The following is a 22232-nucleotide window of genomic DNA, read 5'->3' as shown; positions in this document are numbered from 1 at the left end:
TAATTAGTGAATAATTAGCTTTCTCGATACTGCTTATTATCTTATATTCTAAATTTGACAGCTTGAAAGGAAATATAATATTAATTAATTTTTGCTTTCACTTTTAATTTTTTTATGAACTTCCGCAAACATTACAAGGAGGAACTTGAATGATTTATGAATACTTTTTGGTCTTTCTGGGAGCTGCGATTCCTTGGTTTGAAATCGCGTTGGTCATTCCGCTCGGCATCATCTGGGGCTTGTCGCCATTTTGGGTGATGGTGCTGGCTTTTGTCGGCAATATGGTGACTGTGCTGGCGTTGATTATCGGCTTTGACCGGTTTCAGATCTGGTACAACAAGCGCCAGGAAGCGAAAGGCAAAGCTGTTTCGAAAAAGAACGAACGCGCCAAACGAATTTGGAATAAATACGGCTTGCCCGGTCTCGCCATGCTTGGACCTATTTTGATTGGGACGCATATCGCAGCTTTCATCGGTATGACACTCGGTGCTACGAAAAAGAATACGACGTTGTGGCTGACTATCAGCATCGGCGTCTGGACATTGGCGTTCGGCGTATTGACCGCACTCGGCTTTGATTTCTTCACGAGAGAAATGTAAGCTGTGCTATACTTGAACTACTCTGAAATAAAGGCGTGATCCTGTAATGAAAAGAATTGAATCGAACCAAAACTCACTCGTCAAGCATTGGAAAAAGCTTGGAACGACCCGGAAAGAACGCGATAAATTCGCGGAATTCCTGGTCGAAGGCTTTCATTTGACGGAAGAGGCTTTAAAGAAAAAAGAGCTGATCAAGTCATTGATCGTCCGTGAAGGTGTGGATATTCCAGCAGACTGGGATGTCGAAGGAGTTCCTCAATATTCCGTAACAGCGGGTGTAGCAAAAGAAATATCGGAAACCGAACATACACAGGGCATTTTTGCACATTGTGCGCAGCCTGAGTTTGCGGAAGACGAGCAGAAGACATGGACGAAGCTTCTGATGATCGATGCTGTCCAGGATCCTGGCAATATCGGCACAATGATCCGTACGGCATCGGCGAGCGGCATCGACGCCGTGATTCTGGGCAAAGGATGCGCAGATCCGTATAATCCGAAAACCGTGCGTTCGGCGCAAGGATCGCATTTCCAAATCCCTGTCGTTAAAGGGGAATTGGTTGAATGGATTGAACAGTCCAAAGCGAGCGGCATCCAAATTTTCGGGACGGCATTGCAAAACTCGGTGCCGGTCCATGAAGCGGAGACGCATGAGAAATTTGCTTTAATTGTTGGCAATGAAGGCAGCGGCGTTGACCAAGTGCTGCTTCAGCAGACAGACCAAAACCTGATGGTGCCGCTTTACGGCAGTGCAGAGTCGTTGAATGTCGCAGTAGCAACCGGCATTCTTTTGTATAGTCTCGTCCCGAAAAACTAAGTTTGATAAAAGCCGTGAACTTTCGTATAATGAAAGAGTAAATATAAGTAAAAGCGAAGAACGGGAAAAGTACGTTGCGCCCTTACATCACAGAGATTCCGCACCTTGACTGGAAGTGTGGATATGTAAACGCCTCAGAAGTTCACCCCGCGAGCTGCCCGACGGGACCAGTAGAAATGCTGTAAAGATGGGCCGGTGAAGAGCCGTTATGTAAATGAGTGATTGCTGTATGGCGATAACTAGGGTGGTACCGCGAATAATGCCTCGTCCCTTTTCTGGGACGGGGCTTTTTACTGTCTAAGGAGGAGAAAAGAATGGAAGCACAATTGCAGGAATTGAAAACACAGGCACTCGATCAGATTGCCGCAGCTTCAACGGTCAAAGAACTGAACGACGTCCGTGTGGCGTATTTAGGGAAAAAAGGGCCGATTACGGATTTATTGAAAGGCATGGGGAAACTCCCGGCTGAAGAACGTCCGAAAATGGGTGCTTTGGTCAATGTTGTACGTGAAGAAGTGACAACTCAATTGGAAGGCCGTATGGCTATCCTGGAAGAAGAAGCGATCAACATGAAGCTGCAAAGTGAAACAATCGACATTACCTTGCCAGGACGCCCTGTGAAAACAGGCAATTCGCATCCGTTGACGCGCGTTGTGGAAGAAATCGAAGACTTGTTTATTTCCATGGGCTACGAAGTGGCAGAAGGGCCGGAAGTGGAAAAGGATTATTACAACTTTGAAGCGTTGAATTTGCCGAAAGGTCATCCGGCTCGCGATATGCAGGATTCCTTCTATATAACAGAAGATATTCTATTGCGTACACATACGTCACCGGTACAGGCGCGTACGATGGAAGCCAAAGGCGGAGAACCGATTAAAATCATCTGCCCGGGCAAAGTGTATCGTCGCGACAGCGATGACGCGACGCATTCGCACCAGTTCACGCAAATAGAAGGATTGGTCATCGGAGAAGATATCCGCATGAGCGACTTGAAAGGGACACTTTCCGTCTTCGCCAAGAAAATGTTCGGCGACGACCGCGAAATCCGTCTTCGCCCAAGCTTCTTCCCATTCACGGAGCCATCTGTGGAAATGGATATTTCCTGCTTCAAATGCGGCGGCAGTGGCTGCAACGTCTGTAAAAAAACAGGCTGGATCGAAATTCTGGGCGCTGGAATGGTGCATCCGAATGTTCTTGAAATGGCCGGCTATGATTCAAAACGCCTGACTGGCTTCGCTTTCGGTATGGGACCTGAGCGTATTGCCATGTTGAAATATGGCGTCGAAGATATCCGTCATTTCTATACAAACGATGTCCGCTTTTTATCCCAATTCCAACGTACAGAACTTTAAGGAGGAAATAAAACATGCTCGTATCCATTAATTGGTTGAAAGACTATGTAAATACACAACAATTGCCGCCCGCTGAATTGGGTGAAAAAATAACGCGTTCCGGTATCGAAGTGGACGCAGTCATCGACCGTTCGCACGGCATGACAAATATCGTCGTCGGCTATGTCGAGTCGTGCGTCAAGCATCCGGAAGCAGATAAACTATCCATTTGCCAAGTCAACGTTGGCGAAGAAACCACTCAAATCATCTGTGGCGCACCGAATATCGCAGCCGGCCAAAAAGTCATCGTGGCTCGTCCTGGCGCAAAACTTCCGGGCGACATCAAAATCAAGAAAGCGAAGCTTCGTGGAGAAGAATCGCATGGCATGATCTGCTCGCTGCAGGAACTGGGCATTGAAGGCAAACTCGTACCGAAAGCTTACGCAGAAGGCATCTATGTATTGCCGGAAGATGCGGAAACAGGATCTGATGTCATCACCAATTTTGATTTGGATGACACAGTATTGGAACTGGGCTTGACGCCAAACCGTGCAGACGCGATGAGCATGCTTGGAGTCGCTTATGAAGTCGGTGCAATTCTTTCCGAAGAAGTGCAGCTTCCTGAAATCAGCTACAACGAAGCATCCGATACTGCGGCGTCAATGTTGACGTTGAATGTGGATGCACCTGAAGCCAATCCATTATATGTCGCAAAAGTGGTTCGCAACATTAAAGTACAGGAATCGCCAATGTGGCTGCAACAGCGTTTAATGGCAGCCGGCGTCCGCCCGCATAACAATGTGGTCGATGTCACCAACTACATTTTGATGGAATACGGCCAGCCGCTTCACGCATTTGATTACGATGCACTGGGAACTGGGAATATCACAGTTCGCTACGCCAAAGAAGGCGAAATGATCACTACGCTTGACGACGCAGAACGTAAATTATCCGGCCATCACCTGGTCATCACCAATGGTGAAAAACCAGTGGCGATTGCTGGTGTAATGGGTGGAGCCAACTCAGAAGTAAGTGATTCGACAACGACAGTTGTCATCGAATCGGCTTATTTTGCATCAGGATCTGTTCGCCAGACATCGAAAGATCACGGACTTCGCAGCGATGCAAGTTCACGCTACGAAAAAGGCGTTGATCCCAATCGTGTCATCCCGGCTGCAGAACGTGCAGCGCAATTGCTGTCTGAACTTGCCTGTGGAGAAGTATTGGCGGGATCAGTGGTATTTGACGAATTAAATAAAGAAGAGAAAATCGTTAAAGTTTCTCCGGATTTCATTAACAGCCGTCTCGGCATGAAAATTCCTTTCGAAGACATGCTGGACATTCTGAAGCGCCTGAAATTCGATACGCAAGCTGTAAATGGCCAATTGGTGATTTCGGTACCGACACGCCGCCAGGATATTCAAATTCCTGAAGACGTGGTGGAAGAAATCGCACGCCTTTATGGCTACGACGAAATTCCAGCAACCTTGCCGGAAGCAGAAACAACGCCAGGCGGTTTGACGCCTTACCAGGCAAAACGCCGCATTGTCCGCAACCTGATGGAAGGCGCCGGTTTGCTTCAGGCGACGACGTATTCACTGACTTCCGAAAAATCGGCGAAGCAATTCGCTTTGGAAGAAACGGATACGACGCGTCTGTTGATGCCGATGAGCGAAGAGCGCAGCATCCTTCGCCAAAGCTTGCTTCCGCATCTTTTGGAATCTGTTACGTATAACACAGCGAGAAGAATGGATTCAGTGGCATTGTATGAAACTGGTTCAGTCTTCCTAAAAGGTGATGACGAGCTTTTGAACGAGCAGGAGCATTTGGCAGTCGCCATGACGGGTCTTTGGCTTGATAACAGCTGGCAGGGCGAGAAAAAGCCAGTCGACTTTTTCGTCTTGAAAGGCATTGTGGAAAGCCTTGCCGATAAACTTGGCGTTCAATTGACGTTTGAACGCGGCCAAATGGACGACTTGCATCCAGGCAGAACCGCATTCATCATGCACGACGGCCAACGCATTGGTGTTATGGGCCAATTGCACCCGTCCGAGCAAAAAGCACGCGACTTAAAAACAACGATTGTCTTGGAATTAAACCTGGCAGCGCTGTTGAACCTGGAAACAGAAGCTTTGGTCTACACGCCAGTGCCGCGCTACCCATCCATGTCACGAGATGTGGCATTAGTCCTTTCGAAAATTGTCGAAGCGGCAACGATTGAAACAGTCATCCGCAACGCAGGCGGCAAGCTATTGAAAGACGTTCGCGTATTTGACCTATACGAAGGCGATAAAATGGAAGAAGGCAAAAAATCAGTGGCCTTCTCCTTGACCTACTTCGATCCTGAGAAGACCTTGACGGACGAAGAAGTCATCAACGCACATGATAAAGTATTGGCAGCATTGACGGAAGTAGGCGCTGAGTTAAGAAGCTAATTTATTTTTGACTAAAATAACCCCCTCGAGAAATTTTCTCGAGGGGGTTATTTGTCTATCCACGCCGTTTCCCAGCCAAAACCTTCGCCTTCCCCGTATTCGCAAAATGCACCTTCGTCAAACTCTTCAAATATTCCTCACCATGCTTCAGCAAAATCTTCGCTGCCGCTTCATCAACAATTTTCCCTGCCCCTTTCGGCAACGTGACGCCGGCTTCAGCGCTCATGCGGTCCATTTCTTCGAGAAAAGCGACACGGGCGATGATGGAAGCACAGGCAACTGATACATGGAGCCCTTCGGCTTTAGTAGAGAACAGAACGTTCTCACGGACAATTTCAGGTTCTTCTTTGATGTGTTTGTAGTAAACGCCGCGCTCGGCGAATTGGTCGATCAGAATAGCGTCCGGTTTTTCCGGCGCGATTTTACTCAATACATGTTTAAGTGCCTGGTTGTGCAGCAATGCTTTTATTTTTCCTTGCGACCAGCCTTTGCCTTGGACTTGGTTGTATTTATCGTTTTTCAAAGTCAGCACTGAGTGGGCAAATGCTTCCCTCAAGTCGGGTGCCACTTGGCGCATCCATGCATCGGTAAGCTGCTTGGAATCTTTGACGCCGAGTTCATGGGCGAGTTCGACTTTGTCTGCAGGTACATAACAGGCAGCTACCGTAATCGGGCCGAAGAAGTCGCCGGTGCCGGTTTCATCAGACCCAAGGACGGATAGCTTGGCGAATCCGTCAGGCAGTTTGTCGCCTTTCGTCGAAACGGTCTTTTCGACTGCTGATTCTGCAGCTCCCCATTTGGCGGCTTCACGAGCGGCGCCGTTTCCTTGGAACATGACTTTTCCGGAAGTGTAGACAGTGACCACAGTATCCGGCAATTTGGCGCTAAAGCGGGCATATGGATTTTTGGTCTGGATTTTGTTTTTCTGGTAATGCGAAATCACTTGGAGCAGACTTTCCTCCGGGAGTTTCAGAACTGTATTTGACATGGACACGTCACCTTTCTTTGATTCACAATCGGCTTGTTTTCATGGTATGATGGTCTATAGAATTCCAAAGGGGGATATTGCATTGTCAGAGCAACATAAAATTCACACGGTCGTTGACATCTATGGCAACACCTATAAAATGGTCGGTACCGAGACTTCCGGCCACATGCGTCTGGTCGCATCGATCGTCGACAGCAAAATGCGCGAGATCAATGCCTTGAATCCATCGCTGGACCAAGCGAAGCTTGCGGTCTTGACGGCTTCAAATGCGGTACATGACTATCTTAAACTGAAAGAGCAAGTTGAACAATTAGAAAATGAATTGAAAAAACTGAAGGGTTGACGCTAATGCTTGATATACTTTTACTCATCATACTGCTTGGCGGCATCATCGTGGGCGCCAAACGAGGCTTTATTGTCCAGTTAATCCACATGGTCGGCTTTGTTGTCGCTTTGATTGTGGCTTATAAGTATTATAAACCCTTGTCCGAATACTTCACGTTATGGATTCCGTATCCGGCAGTAAATGAAAACTCGCAGTTCACAATCGTCGTAGACCAATTGGATCTGGATCAGACCTTCTATCAATTATTGGCGTTTGCGCTTATTTTCTTTGTGGTGAAGTTCGGTTTGCAGCTGATTGCTTCTATGTTTGATTTCTTGAAGTTTTTGCCGGTGCTCGGATTTTTCAGCAAGATTCTTGGAGCGGTACTGGGCTTTATCGAAATTTACATCCTGTTGTTCATTTTCATCTATGTGTTTGCGCTGCTGCCGGTTGATGCAGTGCAGAACCAATTGGAGAATTCAGGAATTGCCCAGTCTATGCTTGAACATACGCCTTATTTCTCTGAGAAAGTGAAAGAATGGTGGTATATTTATATGTAGTAGGAACTTCTCTCTTACGAGGGAAGTTTTTTTAATCGAAATGGGGAGGGCTCTCGTTGAATAAAAAAATCATCATCCGTACGCTTGAAAAGATAGCATTATATATGGAGCTTAAAGGGGAAAACCCGTTTAAAGTATCAGCTTTCCGAAAAGCCGCGCAGGCGCTTGAACTGGATCAGCGCAGCCTGGACGAAATTGAAGATGTTACGAAGCTGAAAGGCATCGGCAAAGGCACGGGAGACGTCATCCTCGAATTGATCAACGACGGCAAATCGACCGTCCTTGAAGAACTTCAGGAAGAAGTCCCAAAAGGCCTCATCCCAATGATGAAATTGCAGGGAATGGGCGGCAAAAAGATCGCCAAACTCTACAAGGAACTTGGCATCGATTCGATGGAAGCCTTGAAAGCAGCTTGCTTGAACCAGGAAATTCAAAAGCTTCCAGGGTTCGGGCCGAAGTCGGAAGAAAAAATCTTGAAAGAACTGAATGATTTTGAGACGAAACCTGATCGCCAGCCGATCTGGAAAACGGAAGAAACCGTGGCATTCATTGAAGACGTATTGATCACGATTGCGGAAGTCACTGAGTTTTCAGTGGCCGGCAGTTTCCGGAGAACCAAAGAAACCAGCAAGGATTTGGACTTCATCATTGCGACGGCTGAACCGGCGCTCGTGAAGGAGCAATTGCTGGCGGCGTTGCCTGTACAGGAAACGATTGCATCAGGAGAAACGAAAGTCTCTGTCACTGTAGATGTATTGGAACCGATCGATGTCGATTTCCGCCTGGTGGCGCCTGAAGAGTTCGTCACCGCTTTGCATCACTTCACCGGATCTAAAGACCATAATGTCAAAATGCGCCAATTGGCGAAATCCCAGAACAAGAAAATCAGTGAATACGGAGTAGAGCAAGAAGACGGGGCAGTTGTGACTTTTGCATCCGAGAAAGAATTTTTCGCGCATTTCGGACTGCCTTTCATTCCGCCATCCGTTCGTGAAGATGGGCGTGAGCTTGACCGCCTGGAAGAATTACCTGAGCTGGTGGCGATTGAAGACATCAAAGGCGATCTTCATATGCACACCACCTGGTCGGACGGAGCCAATTCCTTGAAGGAAATGGTCGATGCCTGTGTGGCGAAATCCTATGAATTCATGGTCATCACCGACCATTCTCAATATTTGAAAGTCGCTAACGGCCTGACACCGGAGCGTTTGACGGAGCAGCATGGACTGATCCGCGAAATCAATGAGCAGTACCCGGCGATTGAAGTGTTGTCCGGAACAGAAATGGACATTTTGCCGGACGCCACATTGGATTTTGACGATGATATGCTGAAGCAATTGGATTTTGTCATTGCCAGTATCCATTCTAGCTTCCAACAGCCACAGGAACAGATCATGGCACGCATTTTGACTGCGATGAAGAATCCGCATGTCCACATGATTGCACATCCGACTGGCCGAATCGTAGGCCAACGCGAAGGGTACGATCCGGATGTTGAACAGATTCTGGATTGGGCCAAGGAATACGGCAAAATTGTCGAGTTGAACGCCAGCCCGTACCGTTTGGATCTTGCTGTCCCATATTTGGTGATGGCGCAGGAAAAAGGTGTGCCTGTCGCAATCAATACGGATGCCCATGCCATTGAAGGTCTGGAAGTCATGGAAACAGGCGTCAAGCATGCTCAAAAGGCATGGCTGAAAAAAGACAATGTAGTAAACACATGGTCGCTGGAAAAATTGAAAGCCTATTTGAATAAATCGAAGTAAATTAGTTTTTAAAATAAAATGAAGTTGTTTTTCGGAATATCTTTATTAATTTATCTGAAACGTTAGGAGGTTCTTAAATGATCGCAGAACGCGCGTTAAGAACACTTGAATTTTATAAAATCCGGGATGACGTGGCACGGTATTGCACATCGTCACTAGGAAAAGCCCATGTGGATAACTTGCTGCCATCTACAGATATCAACGAAGTTAATCGTTTGCTCGAAGAAATGGATGAAGGCGCACAAGTATTGCGTGTCAAAAATAATGTGCCGATGGGCGGTATTTTTGATATCCGTCTGCATGCACGGAGAGCGCAAATTGGCGGCAGCCTGAGCCCGATGGAGTTGATGGAAGTTTCATCGACCATCCGTGCCAGCCGCATCCTGCGCCAGTTTTTCGAAACGATCCAGGAAGAAGCAGTGATTCAAATTCCACATTTCCTGGAGAAAAAAGAATCGATGCCGATTCTGACAGCTCTCGAACATGCCATCAACATCTGTATTGACGATAACGGCGGCGTTTTGGACAGTGCGAGTTCTGAATTGCGCTCAATTCGCCAGCAACTGCGGACGCAGGAAAGCCGTGTCCGTGAACGGCTGGAAAGTCTGGTGCGCGGTAAAAATGCATCGAAAATGCTGTCGGATTCCATCGTCACCATCCGCAATGACCGTTTTGTTATTCCCGTTAAACAGGAATACCGCAGCCATTATGGCGGCATTGTGCACGATCAATCATCATCCGGGCAAACATTGTTCATTGAACCGGATGCCGTGGTACAGGCCAATAATGAAGTGCGCCGCCTGAAAATGAAAGAAAAAGAGGAAATCGACCGCATTCTGCAAATGCTGTCAGCACAAGTGCAGGAAGTGGCTCATGAACTATTTGATTTAGTGGAAGTGCTTGGGGAAATCGATTTGATTTTGGCAAAAGCGAAATACGGAGCTGCCCATAGAGGGACCAAGCCGACTATGAACACAGAAGGCTACATCAATTTGAAGAAAGCCCGCCACCCCTTGATTCCGAAAGATGAAGTGGTGCCGAATGATATCGAATTCGGCGGAGAAATCACTGCAATTGTCATTACGGGCCCGAATACAGGCGGTAAAACAGTGACGTTGAAAACAGTTGGCTTATCAACTTTGATGGCACAATCCGGTTTGCCGGTTCCTGCGCTCGATGGATCGGAACTGGCGGTATTCGATCAGATTTTTGCGGATATCGGCGATGAACAGTCCATCGAACAAAGCCTCAGTACCTTTTCATCCCATATGGTCAATATCGTTGATATCCTGACCAAGTTCGATGAGAATTCATTGGTGATTTTTGATGAGCTGGGTGCAGGTACAGATCCGCAGGAAGGGGCAGCACTGGCCATTTCACTGCTGGATGAAGTGCATGGCAGAGGAGCACGTGTCATTGCAACGACCCATTACCCGGAATTGAAGGCTTATGGCTTTAACCGTCCCGGTGTAGCCAATGCCAGTGTGGAATTTGACGTAGAAACACTAAGCCCGACTTATCGTCTGTTGATCGGAGTACCAGGCCGAAGCAATGCTTTTGAAATCTCCAAGCGACTCGGCTTACCTGAACATATCATCAGCCATGCCAAGAGCTTTACAGGAACTGACAGCAAAGCAGTCGATTCGATGATCGCTTCTCTTGAAAAGAGCCGCCGTGAAGCGGAACAGGACGCCGAAGAAAGCAAACAGGTGCTGGCGGAATCAGAACGCTTGAAAAAAGAGTTGGCGAAGCAGCTGGAAGAGTACGAACAGCAAAAAGAACGGCTTGAAGAAAAAGCGAAAGAAAAAGCCCGGAAAATCGTTGAGCAGGCACGGGCAGAAGCGGAAGCTGTCATTTCGGATCTTCGCAAGATGCAGCTGAATCAAAGCTCGTCTGTAAAAGAGCATGAATTGATCGATGCGAAAAAACGCCTGGAAGACGCGATGCCTCAAAATCGAATCCTGAAAAAAGCGGCAAAAGATAACGCAGCCAAACCGCTGAAAGCCAATGACGAAGTCAAAGTGATTTCCTTTGGCCAAAAAGGGACATTGGTTGAGAAAGTGTCGAAAAATGAATGGATTGTTCAAATCGGCATTTTGAAAATGAAGTTGCCGGAGTCTGATTTATCCTATACCAAACCCGAAAAACAGAAAGAGACCCGGACCATGGCAACCTTGAAAGACCGGGACAGCCATGTGAAGATGGAACTCGATTTGCGCGGAGAACGATATGAAGATGCCCTGGCGCGTGTTGAAAAATACCTAGACGATGCGTTATTATCAAATTACCATCAAGTATCGATCATCCATGGAAAAGGGACCGGTGCATTGCGCCAAGGTGTCCAGCAATATTTGAAAAAGCATCCACGGGTGAAAAGCTATCGTTTTGGTGAAGCAGGGGAAGGCGGCTCGGGCGTTACCGTAGCCGAGTTAAAGTGAGTTTCCGCAGAGGAGTATAGGACATGACAGAGAATGGATTTTGGACGCACCCAGTAGTCGAATCAGCTGGCTACTTCAGTGTGGTGGTATTGTGCCTGATCGTTGCCATGGTAATTTTTGAAATGGTGACAAAATATAATAACTGGGAACAAATCAAAAAAGGGAATTTGGCGGTAGCAATGGCTACAGGCGGAAAGATTTTTGGTGTCACCAATATTTTTCGCTTTTCAATTGAACAGCATAATTCCTTGTTCGAAATGATCGGCTGGGGATTGTTCGGTTTCACCTTGCTGATTTTTGCTTATATCCTGTTTGAGTTTCTGACACCTAAGTTCAAAGTGGATGATGAAATTGAGCAGGACAACCGGTCTGTCGGATTGATTTCAATGGTCATTTCTGTCGGTCTGTCTTTTGTGATCGGAGCCAGTATTCAATAGGAGTTGGATGTCGTGGAAAACTTAATCAAGATATTATTTGTATTTTGTGCAATCTTTCTGATTGTGGGAGTCATTTTTCTGTTTCTTTTCTAAAGAGCAGCGCCAGCCTTGGAGCTGGCTTTTTTCTTGCCTTAATCCAAGAATAGACAGATTTAAGCAAGATAGTACAATATATAAAAAATATAGTTTGTAAGCGGTATCATTTTTCTTTATAATTAAATATAGGAATATTCGCACGATTCTAAAAAAACTAGGGGGTCAAAAGAATGACTGAAAAGCCGTGGTTAGCCCATTATCCACCGGAAGTTCCGCACACGTTAACGTATCCCAGCATGCCGGTACAGGATTACTTAACAAAGGCATACAGAAAGTTCCCGAAAAAAATAGCCATCCATTTCATGGGGAGAGAACTTTCTTATGAAGAACTTTATCAATCCTCTATGAAGTTTGCCAACTACCTGCAGAAACTGGGCATCCAGAAAGGCGATCGGGTTTCAATCATGTTGCCGAACTGTCCGCAGGCGGTCATCAGTTTTTATGGGATCCTCTATGCCGGCGGTGTTGTCGTTATGACCAATCCGCTGTACACAGAACGGGAAATCGCTTACCAAATGAAAGATTCAGGAGCCCGTGCCATTATTGGGTTGGATATCCTGTTCCCGAGGATTTCGAAAGTATTGAAGGAAACGGATCTGGAAAATGTCATCGTCACAGGCATCAAGGATTACCTGGCATTCCCGAAAAATTTGGTTTATCCGTTTATCCAGAAAAAGCAATATGGCATGAATGTGAAAGTGGAACATCGTGGCATCAATCACTTGTTTACTGAAATCATGAAAACGGCGCAGCCGACTGTAGCGGAAACGCCATTTGATTTCGATGAAGATTTGGCTTTGCTGCAGTATACAGGAGGCACAACAGGTTCTCCGAAAGGCGTCATGCTGACGCATAAGAACCTCATCTCCAATGCAACAATGTGCGACAGCTGGCTATACAAAACAACGGACGGGGAAGAAACGATCATCGGAATCATCCCGTTATTCCACGTTTATGGTTTAACGACGGTCTTGATTTTATCGGTCATGCAGGGAAATAAAATGGTGTTGCTTCCGAAATTCGATCCGGAAACGGCATTAAAGACCATCAATAAGCAAAAACCGACGCTTTTCCCTGGAGCGCCAACTTTGTATATCGGCTTGATGAACCATCCTGACATCGCCAAATATGATTTGTCTTCCATTGAAGCCTGCTTGAGCGGTTCAGCACCACTGCCCGCTGAAGTACAAGAGAAATTTGAAGCATTGACCGGCGGGAAATTGGTCGAAGGCTATGGTTTGACGGAAACATCACCGGTAACCCACTCGAACCTGGTTTGGGGCGAACGGACAAAAGGATCAATCGGCCTTCCATATCCGGATACGGACTGCAAAATTTTTCAAACGGGCACTACCAATCCGATACCAAATGGGGAAATCGGTGAAATCGCTATCAAAGGGCCTCAGGTAATGAAAGGCTATTGGAACAAACCTGAAGAAACAGCCGCTACAATCGTCGATGGCTGGTTATTGACAGGAGACCTTGGCTATATGGACGATGAAGGCCATTTCTTTATCGTCGATCGCAAAAAAGACATGATCATTGCCGGTGGATTCAATATTTATCCGCGTGAAATCGAGGAAGTGCTTTATGAACATGAAGCTGTTCAAGAATGCGTCGTGGCAGGTATACCGGATCCGTATCGAGGTGAAACGGTAAAAGCATACATTGTGCTAAAAGAAGGCTATACTGTAACAGAGGAAGAATTCAATCAGTATTGCCGTGAACACCTCGCTTCATTTAAAGTGCCGCGCGTTTACGAATTCCGCAAAGAACTGCCGAAAACAGCAGTCGGGAAAATTCTGCGCCGTTCACTGGTCGATGAAGAGATTGCCAAGCAGAATGAAGCAGTGCCGTCTTAACGAAATAAGCTTGACACATTATTGAATAAACTATAATATGAAAATATGAATGAATCGCCATTCATATTTTCATATTTTTTTGGGTGGTGACAACATGGTAAAAAAGGATAAGCCGAAATACAAACAAATCATTGATGCGGCTGTTATTGTCATCGCTGAAAATGGCTATCATCAAGCACAAGTCTCGAAAATAGCCAAACAGGCAGGGGTAGCCGACGGAACGATTTATCTGTATTTCAAAAACAAAGAAGACATTTTGATTTCTGTATTCCAGGAAAAGATGGGTGTGTTCGTCAGCAAACTTGAACAGATCATCTCGCGTGATTTGGATGCTGCATCCAAACTGGGATTGATGATCGAAAGCCATTTTGAACTTTTGGCCGGTGACATCCATTTAGCGATTGTCACACAGCTCGAACTGCGCCAATCCAATTACGAAATCCGCATGAAAATCAATAATGTGCTGAGGGAGTATTTGAAGCTCATGGATCAGATCCTGGTTAAAGGCATGGAAGATGGAGAATTTGATCAAGCGATGGATATTCGTTTAGCAAGGCAAATGGTTTTTGGTACAATGGATGAGACCATCACCACTTGGGTGATGAATGATCATAAATATGATTTAGTCGAACTCGCACCACAAGTTCAGCGTTTGCTGCTGAAAGGTATGCAGGCTTAAAGGAAGGGGCTCATTGGATGGAATTTATCAGTTGGAAAAAAGAAGATGGAGTAGCTGTCGCGACGATTAATCGTCCACCGGCAAATGCACTGTCGCGTTCGCTCATTTTGGAAGTCGATGAATTGTTGAACCAAGTTGAGAATGATGAAGAGGTTCGCGTCATTGTCCTGCACGGGGAAGGAAGATTCTTTTCTGCAGGAGCTGACATCAAGGAGTTTACGCAAGTATCTTCAGGAGAAGAATTTTCAAAATTATCAGCGAGCGGCCAGGAAGTTTTTGAACGGGTTGAAACCTTCCACAAGCCTGTAATCGCGGCGATCCACGGAGCAGCCTTAGGAGGCGGATTGGAATTGGCAATGAGTTGCCATATGCGATTTGTCACTGAAAATGCTAAACTGGGATTACCGGAGCTTCAACTGGGCTTAATACCCGGGTTTGCTGGAACACAGCGCCTGCCAAGATATGTAGGCTCAGCGAAAGCGGCTGAAATGCTGTTGACGAGCGATCCGATCTCCGGTACCGAAGCTGCACAATACGGTTTGGCTAACCGTGCTTACGCTGAAGAAGACCTGTTAACGGAAACGCTCTCAATCGCCCGTAAAATTGCGAAGAAAAGCCCGGTTTCCGTCAAAGCGGCGATTGGGATGCTGCAGTACACAAAGCCTGCGTCTTATCATGAAGGCGTAAATGCAGAAGCACAATCTTTTGGAACTGTCTTTGTTTCAGAAGATGCAAAAGAAGGAATCCAGGCATTTCTGGAAAAACGTGAAGCACAATTTAAAGGGAAATAATACTTGGGAGGTTTACGTTCATGAACATTTATGTATTGGTAAAACGTACGTTTGACACAGAAGAGAAAATCGTCGTTTCTGGTGGACAAATCCAGGAAGACGGAGCGGAATTCATCATCAATCCTTACGATGAGTACGCAATTGAAGAAGCCATCACAGTCCGTGACGCGCACGGCGGCGAAGTGACTGTAGTCACAATCGGCAATGAAGAAGCAGAGAAACAGCTGCGTACCGCACTTGCGATGGGCGCTGACAAAGCCGTCTTGATCAATACAGAAGACGATGTTGAAGAAATGGACCAGTTTACTTCTGCGTACATACTGGCTGAATACTTGAAAGACAAAGAAGCTGATTTGATTTTAGCAGGGAACGTAGCAATCGACGGCGGATCTGGGCAAGTCGGACCGCGTGTGGCTGATTTGCTTGGCATCAACTACGTAACGACAATCACCAGCTTGAGCATTGAAGGCGAAACAGTTACCATCGTCCGCGATATCGAAGGGGATGCGGAAGAATTGGAAACATCCTTGCCGCTTCTGGTTACAGCTCAGCAAGGGCTGAACGAGCCTCGCTATCCATCGCTTCCAGGAATCATGAAAGCGAAGAAAAAGCCGCTTGAAGAATTGGAATTGGATGATCTGGACATCGAAGAAGACGATGTAGAAGCTAAAACCGAAACAATCGAAATCTACTTGCCGCCGAAAAAAGCGGCCGGGCGTATTCTGGAAGGCGACATCTCCAACCAGGTTACAGAATTGGTCGGACTATTGCGCAACGAAGCAAAAGTTATTTAATTGAAGAAAAGCGAAGGTGCCCGTTCAGCTCTGACGGGCATAAGACAAACCAGCGAAGTGGCGCTCTTTGCCGCACAGCTGGGTTGGCTTATGACCCAAAGAGTTGGGTGCCGGGGTCTGGACAAAGAAAAGCGAAGGTGCCCGTTCAGCTCTGACGGGCATAAGACAAACCAGCGAAGTGGCGCTCTTTGCCGCACAGTTGGGTTGGCTTATGACCCAAAGAGTTGGGTACCGGAGTCTGGACAAAGAAAAGCGAAGGTGCCCATTCAGCTCTGACAGGGGTAAGACGATCTGGCGAAGCGGCATGTTTTCAGCCGCACAGCCAGAGTGGATTGCATCCCGAAGAATAGGCTACTTTCCATTCGACTGACAGCAAGTAATGGTTCCATATAATTTTCACATCTACTTAGGGGGTAAACGGACTATGGCGAAAAAAGTATTAGTTTTGGGCGAAACGCGTGAAGGCGCTTTGCGTAATGTCTCATTTGAAGCAATTGCGGCTGCCAAGAAAATTTCTGGCGGCGGAGAAGTAGTAGGCGTTGTGATTGGGGATTCGGTTGCTGATTTTGGTGCTGAATTGATTGCATACGGAGCAGACCGTGTCGTAACGGTAGAACACCCGCACTTAAAGTCATACACGTCTGACGGCTATGGCCAAGCATTTATGGCAGTCGTTGAACAGGAAAACCCGGAAGGCCTTGTCTTTGGCCACACAGCAGTCGGAAAAGACCTGGCACCGAAAATCGCTTCCAAGTTGCAGGCTGGATTGATTTCGGATGTAACGGATATTGAAGGCGAAGGCGATGAAGCTGTCTTTATCCGCCCGATCTTCTCTGGTAAAGCATTTGAAAAAGTGAAGCTGAAAGAAGGCATCGACTTTATCACAGTGCGTTCGAACAACATTGCACCACTTGAACGCCAGGAGCGTACAGGCGAAGTTAGTTCATTGTCTGTAGATATCACGAACCTTCGCACCATCATTAAAAACGTTGTCCGCAAATCTTCTGAAGGTGTCGATCTTTCGGAAGCGAAAGTCATCATCGCCGGTGGCCGTGGCGTGAAGAGTGCTGAAGGATTTGAGCCATTGCAGGAATTGGCGAGTCTTCTAGGCGGCGCTGTTGGCGCGTCCCGTGGCGCATGTGACGCAGATTATTGCGATTACTCGCTTCAAATCGGACAGACAGGGAAAGTGGTTACACCGGACCTGTATATTGCAGCCGGCATTTCCGGAGCGATTCAGCACATGGCGGGTATGTCCAACTCGAAAGTGATCGTGGCGATCAACAAAGATCCAGAAGCGAATATTTTCAAAGTAGCAGATTACGGCATTGTCGGAGACTTGTTTGAAGTCATCCCGATGCTGACAGAAGAATTCAAGAAAGTAATGTAATTTTGGATGGCGGCGGGTCTACAAGACTCGCCGCCATTTTCTGTTTAACGCACCCAATTGACGGGTAATGGAAGAGTAGGCAAATAAATAGCTGTTGTTTTTAACGCATGCTATACTCTGTATATAGTTTGGTTTTAATCATAAGGAGGAATTATTCATGGCAATCGTACACGGTACAGATCAGAACTTTTCACAAGAAGTATCAGAAGGACTCGTTTTAGTAGATTTTTGGGCAACTTGGTGCGGACCATGTAAAATGATTGCTCCAGTGCTGGAAGAGTTAGACGCTGAAATGAGCGATAAAGTTAAAATCGTAAAAGTTGATGTGGATCAAAACCAGGAAACAGCTGGAAACTACGGCATCATGTCAATTCCGACTTTGCTATTGATGAAAGACGGAGAGACAGTAGATAAAGTAGTTGGTTTCAGACCAAAAGAAGCATTGGCTGAATTGGTTGAAAAACACGCATAATTCTTAACCGGGTCCAGTGATGGTGCCCGGTTTTTTAATAGGGTGAGATAAAAGATGGCTAACGAATTGATTCAGCATAAATTAGCAATATTGCCTGATCAACCAGGCTGTTATTTGATGAAGGACCGCCAGAATACCGTCATTTATGTCGGCAAGGCGAAAGTTCTTAAAAATCGCGTGCGCTCCTACTTTACGGGAAGCCACGATGCAAAAACCCAGCGTTTGGTCAATGAAATCGAGGATTTCGAATACATCGTGACATCTTCCGATAAGGAAGCGCTGATTCTTGAATTGAATTTGATCAAGAAATACGATCCGAAATACAACATCATGCTGAAAGATGACAAAAGCTATCCGTATTTAAAGATTACCGGTGAGCGCCATCCGAAGCTGATCACGACCAGACATGTCAAAAAAGACAAAGGCAAGTATTTCGGTCCGTATCCGAATGCTTATGCCGCGGCAGAGACGAAAAAGTTGCTGGACCGCCTGTACCCATTGCGGAAATGCCATACCATGCCGGACCGGGTTTGTTTGTATTATCATTTGGGGCAATGTCTTGCGCCATGCGTCAAGCCAGTAGAAAAAGAAACCTATCAGGAAATGATCGACGGCATCAGCAAATTTCTAAATGGCGGTTTTCGTGAAGTCAAACAGGAATTGGTCGAGAAAATGTCTGAAGCGGCAGAAAATCTGGAATTTGAGCGGGCCAAGGAATACCGTGACCAAATTTCGATGATTGAAACCGTTATGGAAAAACAGAAAATGGCGATGAATGATTTCACCAATCGCGATGTATTTGCTTATGCGGTCGATAAAGGCTGGATGTGTGTGCAGGTCTTTTTTGTGCGCCAAGGCAAATTGATTGAACGGGATGTTTCGCTTTTCCCGCTTTACCGGGACCCGGAAGAAGAATTTTTGACTTATCTTGGCCAGTTTTACGAAAAACCGAACCATGTTAAGCCCAATGAAATTCTGCTTCCGGAAGCGGACGATCCGGATATGCTGAAAGAATGGCTCGGAGTCCGGGTGCTCGTTCCGCAGCGCGGCAAGAAAAAAGATTTGGTGGCGTTGGCGAAGAAAAATGCCGAGATTGCCATTAAAGAGAAATTTCAGCTATTGGAGCGCCAGGAAGAACGGACAGTCGGTGCATGCGTAGATTTAGGTGAAGCAATGAACATTGAAACGCCTTTGCGCATCGAAGCGTTCGACAACTCGCATATTCAAGGTGCCGATGCGGTGTCTGCAATGATTACGTTCATTGACGGCAAGCCTTCTAAAAAAGATTACCGGAAATACAAAACGCGAAACGCTTCCAAGCCCGATGATTATGCAGCGATGCGTGAAGTGATCCGCCGGCGCTATTCACGGGTCTTGAAAGATGGATTGCCTTTGCCGGATTTGATTGTCATTGATGGCGGCAAGGGACAAATGGAATCAGCCCGTGAAATTCTGGAAGATGAACTCGGCTTGTCGATTCCGATTGCCGGTTTGGCAAAAGACGCCAAGCACCAAACGTCCCAATTGCTCTATGGTTCACCTCCTGAAGTGGTTCCGTTGAAACGGACCAGCGAAGCATTTTACTTGATGCAGCGCATTCAAGATGAAGTCCACCGTTTCGTTATCACGTTCCACCGGCAGCTGCGCGGCAAGAATTCGATCCAGTCCGCTTTGGATGGCCTTGAAGGAGTTGGCCCGAAACGCAAACAGCAATTGCTGAAGCATTTCGGTTCCGTCAAAAAAATAAAAGAAGCTTCTATAGAAGATATTCAACAAGCGGGAATCCCGTTAGCTTTGGCGACATCCATCAATCAGCATTTTGCTGAGGAGACATTGCCAAGCGATTCATAACATGTTATCGTAAGACCATAATTGAATCACTTGGAAAAGTGATGATAGAGGCGCGAACGTCAATAGTAAGCATTTGGAGATTTGCAGAATCCGTGAAGAATGTTGAAAGGGGCGGTCGCCGAAGTGTGCGTATTTACTGCTGTTTCGCATGCTGGTTCTGCATTTAAGAAGTGCAGAGCTGTCAGAGTCAATCTCTGGAGGGCTATCTCACATGGACGTTTTTCGTACATGATAAAAGAGGTAGTTTGCCGCGGTTGCGGTGAGCTGCCTCTTTTTGTGTCTTTGCCCGGGAGTTATGCTGTTTCCTGGCTAGGCATGTTGAGGGCCACATACTAAATGTGGGAGTGGATGGAATGGAAACGATCGTCATGAAATTTGGAGGCACGTCTGTTGCTACACCTGAGAAAATCATTGGAGTGGCAGAAAGAGCCATTCGAGAAAAAGAAAAAGGAAAACGCGTAGTCATTGTGGTTTCGGCAATGGGCAAGACAACAGATACGCTGCTTGGGTTAGCAGGGGAAATCTCAGCTGAGCCGCCGAAACGGGAAATGGATATGCTATTGGCTACAGGCGAGCAGATTACCATCTCGTTACTGGCTATGGCCTTTAAGAAGCTTGGCCATGAAGCGCTATCGTTTACGGGGTGGCAAGCCGGAATTGAAACAGAGTCTGTTCCGCGAAATGCCCGGATTGAACAAATTCACACGGAACGGCTTGAACGCGTGCTTGACAATGGTTATTTATGTGTAGTGGCTGGATTCCAAGGGGTAGATAAAATCGGTAACATCACCACCCTTGGCCGGGGAGGTTCCGATACGACCGCAGTCGCACTTGCGGCAGCGCTCGGAGCTGAAAAATGCGAAATCTATACCGATGTCGACGGTGTCTACACTTCCGATCCACGTTTTGTAACAGGTGCACGGAAGCTGGAACAGATTTCATATGACGAAATGCTCGAACTCGCTAATCTGGGAGCAGGTGTGCTACACCCGCGTGCAGTTGAATTCGCAAAAAACAATCGCGTACCATTATCGGTCAGAGCAAGTTATTCAGACGAGCCTGGCACAATCATACAAGAGGTGATCACTGTGGAAAAAAACTTAATCGTCAGAGGTGTAGCGTTCGAACCTGGGGTAGCGCGTGTAACTGTCATTTACAAAAAACCGTTTAACGGATCGCTGGCAAATATTTTTACCAAGTTGGCAGAAAATCAGATCGACGTTGATATTATTGTTCAAAGCATCAGTGATGAATTTCCTCCTTCGGTATCGTTTTCCATCAGCCAGGAAAGCTTGGAAGAAACACGCCGCGTGTTGACTGAAGCTCAAAGTGAAATTGGCTTTCTTTCCATGAATGTGGAAATCGGCCTATCGAAAGTCTCCATTGTCGGGTCAGGCATGGTATCAAATCCAGGGGTGGCTGCACGGATGTTTGATATTTTGAGAAGTCAAGACATCCCAGTGAAGATGGTCAGCACATCTGAGATCAAAATTTCAGTGGTAGTGCCGGAAACGGATATGAAGAAATCAGCAAATGCTTTGCACGAGGCCTATGGACTTTCAGAACTTCAGGTGTATCAAGACATATCTTGAATTAAAAACGGTGTACGTGAAAATATTCACAAAATGTTCAAATTCTCAATAGCAATGCTGCGATAATCCCGACAACAGTGGAATACAGCAGAAACAGCTGAAAAAGCGATTCTCAATTAGAGAATCGCTTTTTCGCATAAATCTAATAAAACGGTTACATTCACATAGGTTTTCCCCCTTATGCGGCGTGAAGTCCCCCTTTTTAATGTAATAACTATCTGTTTAAAAGGGATTCGTTGCCTTGACGCTCTCAGAGGGGGGGAGTACAATAAATATGTCATATTCTTGTATCATGATGGTGTTGCGGCTTCAGGTGCTTTCGTCAATTTTTCGTTTGCTCTGGACGCTGCCAATCAATGTTTTGAGGGGGGTAAAATTTTGGATAACAATCGTGAATTTTTAATGCGCAGGCTGCACTCATTGTTGGGGATCATTCCTATCGGTTTATTCTTAACGCAGCACTTAATCGTCAACCATTTTGCAACTCAGGGTGTGGAGTCATTCAATAAAGCATCCGAATTTATGGCTAATCTTCCATTCGTCATTTTCCTGGAGATTTTTGTCATCTATTTACCAATCTTGTATCATGCGTTTTATGGCCTATACATAGCGTTTACTTCGAAGAACAATCCTGGCCATTATAGCTATTTGCGCAACATTCTGTTCGTTGCACAGCGCTATACAGGTGTCTTCCTTGTAGTCTTCATCGCTTGGCACGTATTTGAAACAAGATTCCAAGTTGCAATCGGAGCAGCTGCTGCAGCTGATTTCAACATGATGGAAAACATTTTAAGCAACCCGTTCATGCTGGCATTCTACATCGTCGGTGTCTTGGCTGCAGTCTTCCATTTATCAAACGGACTTTGGTCTTTCCTTGTTACATGGGGAATCACACAATCCGAAGCATCTCAACGAAATGCAACATATTTCACACTTCTAGTATTTATTGTATTATCGATCATTGGTATCAGAGCATTGTTTGCATTCGTTTAAGAATGTTTCAATCATTGGT

The 22232-nt window shown here is 46.3% G+C and carries 19 protein-coding genes, 1 riboswitch and 1 other annotated feature; of the genes, 18 read left to right on the top strand and 1 reads right to left on the bottom strand.

Features of this window, described 5'->3' with window-relative positions; all coding sequences use genetic code 11:
• The first annotated feature begins 149 nt into the window (after nucleotides 1-149).
• From QMA04_RS09085 to pheT, 4 genes are all read left to right on the top strand, one after another.
• Complete coding sequence (locus tag QMA04_RS09085) at nucleotides 150-599, top strand: small multi-drug export protein (protein ID WP_290185234.1); 450 nt, start codon at nucleotides 150-152, stop codon at nucleotides 597-599.
• Between the two features lie 46 nt (nucleotides 600-645).
• Nucleotides 646-1413 carry a TrmH family RNA methyltransferase gene (locus QMA04_RS09080; protein WP_290185232.1) on the top strand — a complete coding sequence of 256 codons (768 nt, stop codon included), beginning with the start codon at nucleotides 646-648 and terminating at the stop codon, nucleotides 1411-1413.
• A 47-nt stretch (nucleotides 1414-1460) separates the two neighbouring features.
• Nucleotides 1461-1688, top strand: a binding site (T-box leader).
• Nucleotides 1689-1727: 39 nt separating this feature from the next.
• Nucleotides 1728-2765: a phenylalanine--tRNA ligase subunit alpha gene (pheS, locus tag QMA04_RS09075; RefSeq protein WP_191716016.1), complete on the top strand. Its 1038-nt coding sequence runs from the start codon at nucleotides 1728-1730 to the stop codon at nucleotides 2763-2765.
• A gap of 14 nt (nucleotides 2766-2779) precedes the next feature.
• Nucleotides 2780-5179, top strand: a complete 2400-nt coding sequence (gene pheT, locus QMA04_RS09070) for a phenylalanine--tRNA ligase subunit beta (RefSeq protein ID WP_290185229.1) — start codon at nucleotides 2780-2782, stop codon at nucleotides 5177-5179.
• 55 nt (nucleotides 5180-5234) lie between these two features.
• Here the strand turns inward: pheT and rnhC are convergent, their stop codons facing one another.
• Entirely contained in the window at nucleotides 5235-6167 is a 933-nt protein-coding gene (rnhC, locus tag QMA04_RS09065; RefSeq protein ID WP_290185227.1) for a ribonuclease HIII, read from the bottom strand.
• Between the two features lie 82 nt (nucleotides 6168-6249).
• On the opposite strand from rnhC, the gene zapA reads away from it, so the two are divergent.
• The 14 genes from zapA to QMA04_RS08995 all read left to right on the top strand — a co-directional run bounded on the left by zapA (nucleotide 6250) and on the right by QMA04_RS08995 (nucleotide 22213).
• Nucleotides 6250-6510, top strand: coding sequence for a cell division protein ZapA (gene zapA, locus QMA04_RS09060; protein WP_065537053.1), 261 nt, complete (start codon nucleotides 6250-6252; stop codon nucleotides 6508-6510).
• Nucleotides 6511-6515: 5 nt separating this feature from the next.
• Nucleotides 6516-7052 carry a CvpA family protein gene (locus tag QMA04_RS09055; protein ID WP_290185223.1) on the top strand — a complete coding sequence of 179 codons (537 nt, stop codon included), beginning with the start codon at nucleotides 6516-6518 and terminating at the stop codon, nucleotides 7050-7052.
• Between the two features lie 56 nt (nucleotides 7053-7108).
• The gene (polX, locus tag QMA04_RS09050; RefSeq protein WP_191716012.1) at nucleotides 7109-8818 is read left to right on the top strand and encodes a DNA polymerase/3'-5' exonuclease PolX; all 1710 of its coding nucleotides are present in this window, start codon (nucleotides 7109-7111) and stop codon (nucleotides 8816-8818) included.
• Nucleotides 8819-8895: 77 nt separating this feature from the next.
• A complete protein-coding gene (locus QMA04_RS09045) occupies nucleotides 8896-11256 on the top strand; it encodes an endonuclease MutS2 (protein ID WP_191716011.1) in 2361 nt (786 codons plus the stop codon).
• Between the two features lie 23 nt (nucleotides 11257-11279).
• Nucleotides 11280-11693: a DUF350 domain-containing protein gene (locus QMA04_RS09040; protein WP_191716010.1), complete on the top strand. Its 414-nt coding sequence runs from the start codon at nucleotides 11280-11282 to the stop codon at nucleotides 11691-11693.
• Nucleotides 11694-11959: 266 nt separating this feature from the next.
• Nucleotides 11960-13651, top strand: a complete 1692-nt coding sequence (locus tag QMA04_RS09035; protein WP_191716009.1) for an AMP-binding protein — start codon at nucleotides 11960-11962, stop codon at nucleotides 13649-13651.
• A 94-nt stretch (nucleotides 13652-13745) separates the two neighbouring features.
• Nucleotides 13746-14330 carry a fatty acid metabolism transcriptional regulator FadR gene (locus QMA04_RS09030; RefSeq protein WP_191716008.1) on the top strand — a complete coding sequence of 195 codons (585 nt, stop codon included), beginning with the start codon at nucleotides 13746-13748 and terminating at the stop codon, nucleotides 14328-14330.
• Nucleotides 14331-14347: 17 nt separating this feature from the next.
• A complete protein-coding gene (locus tag QMA04_RS09025) occupies nucleotides 14348-15121 on the top strand; it encodes an enoyl-CoA hydratase (RefSeq protein ID WP_191716007.1) in 774 nt (257 codons plus the stop codon).
• A gap of 20 nt (nucleotides 15122-15141) precedes the next feature.
• Nucleotides 15142-15915 (top strand): electron transfer flavoprotein subunit beta/FixA family protein, encoded by a 774-nt coding sequence (locus tag QMA04_RS09020; RefSeq protein WP_191716006.1) that lies wholly within the window; start codon nucleotides 15142-15144, stop codon nucleotides 15913-15915.
• A gap of 424 nt (nucleotides 15916-16339) precedes the next feature.
• On the top strand, nucleotides 16340-17305 hold the full coding sequence (locus QMA04_RS09015) for an electron transfer flavoprotein subunit alpha/FixB family protein (protein WP_290185220.1): 966 nt from the start codon (nucleotides 16340-16342) through the stop codon (nucleotides 17303-17305).
• A gap of 157 nt (nucleotides 17306-17462) precedes the next feature.
• A complete protein-coding gene (gene trxA, locus QMA04_RS09010; protein ID WP_008431421.1) occupies nucleotides 17463-17777 on the top strand; it encodes a thioredoxin in 315 nt (104 codons plus the stop codon).
• Nucleotides 17778-17831: 54 nt separating this feature from the next.
• Nucleotides 17832-19628, top strand: coding sequence for an excinuclease ABC subunit UvrC (uvrC, locus tag QMA04_RS09005; protein ID WP_191716004.1), 1797 nt, complete (start codon nucleotides 17832-17834; stop codon nucleotides 19626-19628).
• Between the two features lie 37 nt (nucleotides 19629-19665).
• Nucleotides 19666-19841, top strand: a riboswitch (Lysine riboswitch).
• Between the two features lie 140 nt (nucleotides 19842-19981).
• Nucleotides 19982-21220, top strand: coding sequence for an aspartate kinase (locus QMA04_RS09000; protein ID WP_290185216.1), 1239 nt, complete (start codon nucleotides 19982-19984; stop codon nucleotides 21218-21220).
• Nucleotides 21221-21598: 378 nt separating this feature from the next.
• Nucleotides 21599-22213 carry a succinate dehydrogenase cytochrome b558 subunit gene (locus QMA04_RS08995; protein WP_191716002.1) on the top strand — a complete coding sequence of 205 codons (615 nt, stop codon included), beginning with the start codon at nucleotides 21599-21601 and terminating at the stop codon, nucleotides 22211-22213.
• Nucleotides 22214-22232: the final 19 nt, after the last annotated feature.

It is taken from the genome of Planococcus sp. APC 3900, from assembly GCF_030407735.1.
Lineage (GTDB): Bacteria > Bacillota > Bacilli > Bacillales_A > Planococcaceae > Planococcus > Planococcus notacanthi.
The sequence above is the reverse complement of the archived record's forward strand: the minus strand, read 5'-3'. Positions and strand labels throughout refer to the sequence as shown.

Excerpts from the sequence above, each read along its gene's own strand:
- QMA04_RS09085 (WP_290185234.1), top strand. The coding sequence starts at position 150 with ATGATTTATGAATACTTTTTGGTCTTTCTGGGAGCTGCGATTCCTTGG.
- QMA04_RS09080 (WP_290185232.1), top strand. The coding sequence starts at position 646 with ATGAAAAGAATTGAATCGAACCAAAACTCACTCGTCAAGCATTGGAAA.
- pheS (WP_191716016.1), top strand. The coding sequence starts at position 1,728 with ATGGAAGCACAATTGCAGGAATTGAAAACACAGGCACTCGATCAGATT.
- pheT (WP_290185229.1), top strand. The coding sequence starts at position 2,780 with ATGCTCGTATCCATTAATTGGTTGAAAGACTATGTAAATACACAACAA.
- rnhC (WP_290185227.1), bottom strand. The coding sequence starts at position 6,167 with ATGTCAAATACAGTTCTGAAACTCCCGGAGGAAAGTCTGCTCCAAGTG.
- QMA04_RS09055 (WP_290185223.1), top strand. The coding sequence starts at position 6,516 with ATGCTTGATATACTTTTACTCATCATACTGCTTGGCGGCATCATCGTG.
- QMA04_RS09045 (WP_191716011.1), top strand. The coding sequence starts at position 8,896 with ATGATCGCAGAACGCGCGTTAAGAACACTTGAATTTTATAAAATCCGG.
- QMA04_RS09040 (WP_191716010.1), top strand. The coding sequence starts at position 11,280 with ATGACAGAGAATGGATTTTGGACGCACCCAGTAGTCGAATCAGCTGGC.
- QMA04_RS09035 (WP_191716009.1), top strand. The coding sequence starts at position 11,960 with ATGACTGAAAAGCCGTGGTTAGCCCATTATCCACCGGAAGTTCCGCAC.
- QMA04_RS09030 (WP_191716008.1), top strand. The coding sequence starts at position 13,746 with ATGGTAAAAAAGGATAAGCCGAAATACAAACAAATCATTGATGCGGCT.
- QMA04_RS09025 (WP_191716007.1), top strand. The coding sequence starts at position 14,348 with ATGGAATTTATCAGTTGGAAAAAAGAAGATGGAGTAGCTGTCGCGACG.
- QMA04_RS09020 (WP_191716006.1), top strand. The coding sequence starts at position 15,142 with ATGAACATTTATGTATTGGTAAAACGTACGTTTGACACAGAAGAGAAA.
- QMA04_RS09015 (WP_290185220.1), top strand. The coding sequence starts at position 16,340 with ATGGCGAAAAAAGTATTAGTTTTGGGCGAAACGCGTGAAGGCGCTTTG.
- trxA (WP_008431421.1), top strand. The coding sequence starts at position 17,463 with ATGGCAATCGTACACGGTACAGATCAGAACTTTTCACAAGAAGTATCA.
- uvrC (WP_191716004.1), top strand. The coding sequence starts at position 17,832 with ATGGCTAACGAATTGATTCAGCATAAATTAGCAATATTGCCTGATCAA.
- QMA04_RS09000 (WP_290185216.1), top strand. The coding sequence starts at position 19,982 with ATGGAAACGATCGTCATGAAATTTGGAGGCACGTCTGTTGCTACACCT.